Below are 7,401 nucleotides of genomic sequence, written 5' to 3' on the forward strand. Positions count from 1 at the left end.
CAAAATCCTGATGGCCACCGTGAAAGGCGATGTGCACGACATCGGCAAGAACATTGTTGGCGTGGTGCTGCAATGTAATGGCTATGACGTGGTGGACCTGGGCGTCATGGTGCCTTGCGAGACTATTCTCGAGGTAGCCAAAGAAGAAAATGTGGACATCATTGGCCTCTCCGGGCTGATTACCCCCTCGCTGGAAGAAATGGTGCATGTGGCCAGCGAGATGCAGCGCCTGGAAATGGACCTGCCGTTGATGATTGGCGGTGCTACCACCAGCCGCATTCATACCGCGGTGAAGATTGATCCGGCCTATGACAAGGCCGTGGTCCATGTTGCTGATGCCTCCCGTGCCGTCGGCGTGGCCTCCAGGCTGCTCTCCAAAACGGCCAAGGACGACTTTGTCTCCGAACTCAAGGAAACCTACGAGGCACTGCGCGTCCGGCGCAAACAACAGCAGGTGGACCGCAGCCTGATTTCCATTGATCAGGCCCGGGAGCATCGATTCCAGCCTGACTGGAGTGATTACACGCCGCCCGAGCCCAAGGTGAAAGGCCTGAAGGTGCTGGACGATTATCCATTGGATGATCTGGTGCAACGCATCGACTGGACGCCCTTCTTCCGTGCCTGGGAGCTGGCCGGCAAATTCCCCAAGATCCTCGACGATGAAGTGGTCGGCGCAGAAGCTACCAAGCTCTACCGGGATGCCCGGGAAATGCTTGAGAAAATCATTGAAGAAAAGTGGCTAACTGCCCGTGGTGTAATGGGTTTCTGGCCGGCCAACTCGGATATGGATGATATCCAGCTGTACCGCAACCCGGGTGATGAGCAGCCATTCATGACCCTTCATCACCTGCGCCAGCAGTTGGACCGAAGCAAGAACGACAAGCCGGATTTCTGCCTGAGTGACTTTATCGCGCCCAAGGAAACCGGGCTCACCGACTGGCTGGGTGGCTTTGCGGTTACCGCCGGCATTGGTATCGACGAACATGTCGCCCGCTTCGAAGCCGACCATGATGACTATTCCGCCATCATGCTCAAGGCACTGGCTGACCGGCTGGCGGAAGCGTTCGCCGAGCGCCTGCACGAAAAAGTGCGCAAGGACTACTGGGGCTACGCCAGCGATGAGGCACTGAGCAACCAGGACATGATTAGCGAGAAATATCGAGGCATCCGCCCTGCCCCGGGTTACCCGGCGTGCCCGGACCATACAGAGAAAGCCTTGCTGTGGCAGTTACTGGACCCGGAAACCCATGCCGGCATGACGCTAACCGAAAGCTACGCCATGCTGCCCACTGCGGCTGTATCCGGCTGGTACTTCTCCCACCCACAGGCCAAGTATTTCGGCACCGGCAAACTGGCAAAGGACCAGATGGACGACTACGCCGCACGCAAAGGCATGACACGCAAGGAGATCGAACGGATGGTGCCCCACCTGCTGGGCTACATGGACGAGGACTAGGCCCTCAGGCTGTTCAGAGAAATGCGGGGATCGTTGCCGGAAAGGCGGTTCCCGCATTCAATCTGCATCCTCAGCAGGAAGCGTAAAGCGCGGCTCCCATACGCTGGCATCAATCACTTCGCGGTAGGCATGCCAGGTGGCATAGCCAAGCACCGGAAGCAGCACCACCAGCGCCAGGTAGGCCGTTAACAAGCCCACCAGCAGGCAAACACCAATCAGGCAGGCCCACACAAACAGCGCCGGTTTATTGCGTAGCACCGCGTTGGTGCTGGTAATCACCCCGGTCACCATGTCCGTCTTGCGATCCATGATCATGGGCAGTGAAAACACGCTGGCGGTGAAAACGATGGCGCAGAACAAGGCGCCCACACTGCTGCCCACCCCGAAGAACAGCAGTACATTCTCCAGGTGCCACTCATTAACCGGGTAAAAGATATAAATCAGATTCGCCGCCCGGGCCCACACCAGAAACACCACTACCAGAATCACGGTAAAGGTAAGGGCGTCACCCATGCAGGCCCGCGCCTGCCGTAAACTCTCAAGCAAGCTGGGCTTGCGCCCTTGCTGCAGCTGGATGCTGATATCGTAGAGATTGAGCGCCAACAGCGGCCCAAGAAAGACAAAGCCGGAAAGCAGGCCCAGATACAGGCCCATATTACCGAACCACCAAGTGGCGGCACTGATCAGGTAGCTGATGACGAACATGATGCCGCCATATACCAGGCTTGGCCCTGGCGCCGCCCGAAAGTCCTGCCATCCCTTGCGCAGCCAGCGCAGTGGCGCGCGGGTATCGACCGTGTGGCATGGGGCCACAAACGGGCGAGTGTCTTCTTCCTGATTCGGTGGTTGCGTCATGGAACCTGCCTCTGTGGGACAAGAACAACACGTGAGCCCTGCACTTTTCGCCTTCCAGCCCGATCGTCCTAGCTGGCGTTATCGTCATCCATAACCGGAGCGACATCAAGCTGGCCCTGGGTGGCATCCAGGGTTGCCTGCAGATTGTCCTGCACGCTATGCATGACATCACTGGCAGACCAGATGGCAGGAATGCCATAGGTCACCGCCAGGCTGGCGGCGGCGTTAGCCGGATCCTGCTCGGCAATCACCAGGCCCGCCGCCTGTACCAGCCAAGGCAGCCATGCGGGTTCCACCTGATCCACTACCACGATATCGCCGGGCAGGACCTTGTTCAGGCACCAGGCGCTGCATACCCGCCGGATCGGCCCTTCCGCAGAACCATCAACCAATGGCAAGCCGCGCAACAATGGGCTGAGGCGCTGCCCGCCGCCGAAACCATAACCCACCTGATCCATCTTCCAGTCCGGTGCGCCTTGCAAGCCATCATCCAGATAACGGAGTTTACGGTCACCAATGACCTCTCTGCCTGCACTGGCTGGCAGCTTTTGCCCCATCCACAGCTGCCAGAGCTCATCAAAATACAGGAAATAGATATCATCCGGGTGCTGCAGCGTGCCCTGCTCGACCACGATAGCCCCCATGGAACGCAGCAGACGGCGAAGACGGTTGCCGATGGCAAAACGCAGGCCTCGTGCCGTACGCGCCATACGCAACGCATTGGCGTCCTGCTCACTCGGTTGAGCCAGTTGCCCGTCGCTGACTATCCCCGGTTGTTGCAAGCCATTCAGGGTAGCCGCCTGGGCCGGGCCTTCATTTAATGGCGCGTGCACCGGGTCGGCACCTGGGCGCAGCGAGGTCTCTCGCACCGCCTCAAGATCCCCCCGGGCCAATGCTTCCACTGCCTGCAATTCAGCGGGGGTGACCAGCAGCGCTAGCGGTAACGGCGCCTCATAGCGAGGCAGGGCATCGGCGAGGGTCAGATAGGCAAGCTCACCGTCCACCCGACTGAGCGCCTCTCCCATGGCATCCAGTCGCATAAAAGCCCGCCATAGCGCTTCACGGGTCACGTCCGGCTCTTTCCAGTGGCGAATATCCAGGGACAACTGCGTCAGCGTCCACCGGTGGCGCCACTGGGTAACGGTGTCGGCAAGGCGCGAACGCAAGCGCACTGGTGTTGCCTCATCATGGATTTCAAGCTGCTGCCAGGCCGGAGGCACAAAGCGTGCTGCGCCTTTGTGTTGTTGCTGGAGTTCGCGAAAAAAAGCGCAATTGGTATAGATGTGGCTGTGCTGGCGCCGATAAGGCTCGACCTTGGCCAAACGGCTCCAGCCGGCCTGTTCGACCAGCGGCTCCCAGAAGGCTGCTTTCAGCCAACGGCCCGCGAGGGTGTACCACAGCGGCGTTTCTACCTGATTAAACAGCCCTACTCCGGCACGTCGCGTCCAGGCTTCCTTGGGTTCGGGGAGCGAGCCCACCGGCAACGTCTGCAATAGCCACAGCTGTTCGCCATCAAACACCCACTCACCGGCCTGGGGACGGTCAAAATTTTGTTTAAGCGTGGTGTGGAGTCGTCGCAGCTGGGATTCATCAACCTGTTGGCTTAGTGGCACTACGGCCTGCGACGCATGCACCAGTCGGCCGCTGTCATCGAAAATCAATCGCTGACGCTCATTGCTGCCCTCCACCACGCCCTCCACCACCATGTGTGGCAGGTCCTGGCGTAGCGGGTGGCGGGTGAACAACACCCCGGCAGCCTGTTGCCGCGGCAGTGCCTGGATCACCACATGGTCCGGGCCAGGCTCGCGATCGAAAATGCTCCGCAATGCCGCCGCCAGTGATTCATCCGAATCCAGATTCAACAGGCTTTCCCGGCGTGAATCCGCATTCATGGGCCCCTGTTGAAGCACCCAATAACGGTCATCGGTAAACATGCGCGGCAAGGCGCGTAATTGGTGAGTCAGCGACGCGGCAGAACTGTCTGCCACCACGCTGCGGTCAATGCGCCAGCTGGGCGGGATTGGTAACCCCATGGCAGCCCAGCGCTGCAGATTTTCGCCACCCTCAACATCGGCAGTCAGTACTTCAATGCTCATGAGCCGTTTCTTATTGGTCGAAATTGGTCTGTTATATACGCGGCGGATTCTTTAGCGCCACCCCTGCGGCGCAAGCCGTCGCACACCCCCACAGGCCCAGCCAGTACAAGACCGGCGTGAGCAGCAATGCCCCCAGAGCGATTACCGCCGCGATCCCGCCAAACAATACCGGGGCCTTCATCAGCGTACTCATCAGTGAGTCTTGCCAATAGAAAAACCATTGATGATCAGCGGGGAAAATCCATAGATGAAACTGATAAAAAACCTGGGTCGGGCCGGCAATCAGGAACCACGCTAACACAGCCCCCACAGTGAAAACAGTAATGCCAAGCCGCCAGCGCATGGGTGGTGCTTTAAGCCAGACGCAAAGCCAGGCGAGCGGCAACCACAAGGCCAACAACACCCAGAAGAGCACACGCCCCAGATCAATAAAATCGGCCACGTCCTGAAGGTGCTGCACTTCAGCATTGTGCAGTAACGGGCGTGGATTCTTCCCCGGTGGCTGGTAATAAATATCAGCCAATCCCGCCCCGCTGTTATGCACGGCATCACGAATTTGCTCAAATGCCTGCCAGTGTTGCTCGGGGGGCAATTGTTCAAACCCGGATTTAAAGCGATTCTGAGGGCCATAAATTTGTATATGTTGGCCAATATCCAGTTGTTGATACCAGAAGCGGTAGCCATAGTTCGACTGGCTATACAATGCCCAACACAGCGTCACAGCCAAAGAAACAACAATGACAACATAAAAGAACCACACTAAAGTGGCCGCGACCTGGCTTGGTTGAGCCGTTTTTTTCATAACACCCTCACAGTAATAACAGAATAATAAACAGAGGACGTAGCCACATGCGACCGCTCTTCATGTCGATAGCCCTGCTGACGGGCTTTTTTGTGTTATCGGGTTGTACCACCACCCTGCCTCAAACCAATGCGCCGCGCACGATCCAGGCGCAAAAACAGGATTATTACCAGGTGCGCATCCCGACCCGGGATGGCAAAAAACTGGCAGCCACCGTCTACCAGCCTGAGCTTCAGGCCGGGGAAAGCGCCCCGTTGATTATCGCCACTCACGGTTTTGGTGGCTTCCGCGCGAAGCGCCCCATGTCAATTTACGGCAAATCCATCCTCACCGGTGAAGCCGCCATCGCGGCGTGGAAAGCCGGTTACTGGGTGGTCTTCTACGACCAGCGGGGCTGGGGACAGTCCGATGGCCACGTGCACATGATGGACCCGGACTTTGAAGTCGCGGATCTAAGTAATGTGATCGACTGGTCACTGGGCCACCTTCCCGGCGTCAAACGTATGCCTGACGGTCAGCCCGCCATCGGCATGATTGGCGAGTCTTACGGTGCCGGCTTGCAGACGCTGGCCGCCTTCACCGAACCGCGCCTGCAGGCACTGGTGCCGCTCACCGGTTGGCACGACATGAACAGTATTGCTCCGAACGGCGAGTTTCGCAGCGCCTGGGGCGCTGTTTTGCTGGGCGTTGGAGGCATTAACAGTGGCTTCGATGTGGGCGTGATGTTTTCGGACCCGTGGCGCAGCGCCTTCGATGGCACCGTCAACCAGGATCTGAAGGACCTGATGTACCAGCGCAGCCCCGCCGCTTTTTGTGACCAGGGCAAATCGCCACACGCCGATGCCCTGTTTATTCAGGGGTTCACCGACACCATGTTTCCGTTCCAGCAGGCAGAGCGCAACTATGAGTGCTGGCAGGAACAAGGGCGCGATGCCCGTATCATCGGCATGCAGGCAGGCCACGTTATGCCCTGGCCCATGCAGCAATGGCGTGGCTGGTTGCCCTTCTATCAGACCGACGACATGGTGCACTGCGGTGATTACAGTGAAACGGCAGTGGATACCATCCTGAACTGGTGGGATGAAAAGCTGCAGTCCGGCGAGAGCCGCGTGCCACAGTATTGCATCAATGTCACTGAAGACCGCGGTATCGCCCTGGATGAGGGGCTGCCGGTCAACAGCACGCAGTACGCTCTGCCCCGCACCAAGGTGACCGTACCACTGGCCGGCGCTTTTGAATGGCTTATGGTCGGCGTAGATACCGGCACGGACCTGTTCCGTGCCATGTGGCCCGGCGCCGATTTGCGTGACATGAAGCCCAATGGCGGCTTTGGGCGCCCCAAGTTCGTGCCCATGTATATCGCCCGTGGTGATGACGAAGTCTTGCTCGGCAAGCCGCGCATTGAACTTAATCTGGGAGGGACTTCCGGCGGGAAAAGCATGCCCGTTTTTGTGGGCCTGGGGATTCAACATGCCAACCGGCGCCGGGTCCATGTGGCCAGTGAACAGCTCACGTCTCTGCCGGAGAAAGGCATTTATGAACTGGAATTACCTGCGGTCAGCCAACCACTGAAAGCTGGCGATCGTATCGGATTGGTGATCTACGGGTTCACCTCCCAATTCCCGCTGAATTCTGCATTTCTCGCACGCAATGCCAGCATCAAAGGGGATGTCTGGCTGCCGATCACCCGCGAAGACGTTCTCTCGCTGAAGCCGGATCGCTCATTCTGATACCGGCTCACTGACTGCGTAAGGCACGGCAGCGCTTCGCTGCTGTGCAAAGGCCCCCGCCTCCATGCCGTGCAGGCCTTCGTCAAAATACAGGCTGACCGTAAAGCGCAATTCCTGCGGCTCCGGCCAGCCTTGCAGGGAGTAACCCAGGTTGGGTAACTGACCGGTGAACTGCTCCGGCTCTACCTTGAGGTCACGGTCGTCTTCATAGATCAATTCCACCCGCGTCTTCAGTAGTTCATCCGGTACCGTCATGGCTGTCAGCAGTGAAAACTGTTTGCGGCTGTCAAAGAGGATCCAGTTTTCTTCCATGCTGATTTGCTGGCCGGCAAAAGCCTGATCATCAACGTCCTTCTTACCGTCAACCGTAACCGGGTTATCCGCGAACCGGGCGGTATAGACCTTTGCCCCGATCTGCCCATTACCGTCAACGGTCACCGCCACTTCCGGGTCCTTGAGGGT

Annotated in this window: 5 protein-coding genes and 1 pseudogene; 2 read left to right on the forward strand and 4 right to left on the reverse strand. The window is 58.5% G+C overall.

Annotation, left to right across the window (positions count from 1 at the left end):
* Positions 1-1,456: vitamin B12 dependent-methionine synthase activation domain-containing protein (locus A3730_RS28240; RefSeq protein WP_197477717.1), on the forward strand; the 1,456-nt coding region annotated here is incomplete at its 5' end.
* A 57-nt stretch (positions 1,457-1,513) separates the two neighbouring features.
* On the opposite strand, the gene A3730_RS28245 is transcribed toward A3730_RS28240, so the two are convergent.
* The 3 genes from A3730_RS28245 to A3730_RS28255 all read right to left on the reverse strand — a co-directional run bounded on the left by A3730_RS28245 (position 1,514) and on the right by A3730_RS28255 (position 5,209).
* Positions 1,514-2,311, reverse strand: coding sequence for a DUF2189 domain-containing protein (locus A3730_RS28245; protein WP_063518938.1), 798 nt, complete (start codon positions 2,309-2,311; stop codon positions 1,514-1,516).
* 68 nt (positions 2,312-2,379) lie between these two features.
* Complete coding sequence (locus tag A3730_RS28250; protein WP_063539400.1) at positions 2,380-4,407, reverse strand: PEP-utilizing enzyme; 2,028 nt, start codon at positions 4,405-4,407, stop codon at positions 2,380-2,382.
* Between the two features lie 31 nt (positions 4,408-4,438).
* Entirely contained in the window at positions 4,439-5,209 is a 771-nt protein-coding gene (locus A3730_RS28255; protein ID WP_063519630.1) for a DUF1461 domain-containing protein, read from the reverse strand.
* A gap of 47 nt (positions 5,210-5,256) precedes the next feature.
* Here A3730_RS28255 and A3730_RS28260 point away from each other — a divergent pair, with 47 nt between their 5' ends.
* Positions 5,257-6,939: a S9 family peptidase gene (locus tag A3730_RS28260; RefSeq protein ID WP_231884075.1), complete on the forward strand. Its 1,683-nt coding sequence runs from the start codon at positions 5,257-5,259 to the stop codon at positions 6,937-6,939.
* Here A3730_RS28260 and A3730_RS28265 read toward each other — a convergent pair.
* Positions 6,931-7,401, reverse strand: a pseudogene (locus A3730_RS28265) (hypothetical protein); the annotation flags it as partial. The gene A3730_RS28260 and the pseudogene A3730_RS28265 overlap by 9 nt on opposite strands.

This window comes from Alcanivorax sp. HI0044 (assembly GCF_001634945.1).

Bases quoted from the DNA above. Each gene is read 5' to 3' on its own strand.
- A3730_RS28245 (WP_063518938.1), bottom strand. From the start codon at position 2,311: ATGACGCAACCACCGAATCAGGAAGAAGACACTCGCCCGTTTGTGGCC.
- A3730_RS28250 (WP_063539400.1), bottom strand. From the start codon at position 4,407: ATGAGCATTGAAGTACTGACTGCCGATGTTGAGGGTGGCGAAAATCTG.
- A3730_RS28255 (WP_063519630.1), bottom strand. From the start codon at position 5,209: ATGAAAAAAACGGCTCAACCAAGCCAGGTCGCGGCCACTTTAGTGTGG.
- A3730_RS28260 (WP_231884075.1), top strand. From the start codon at position 5,257: ATGCGACCGCTCTTCATGTCGATAGCCCTGCTGACGGGCTTTTTTGTG.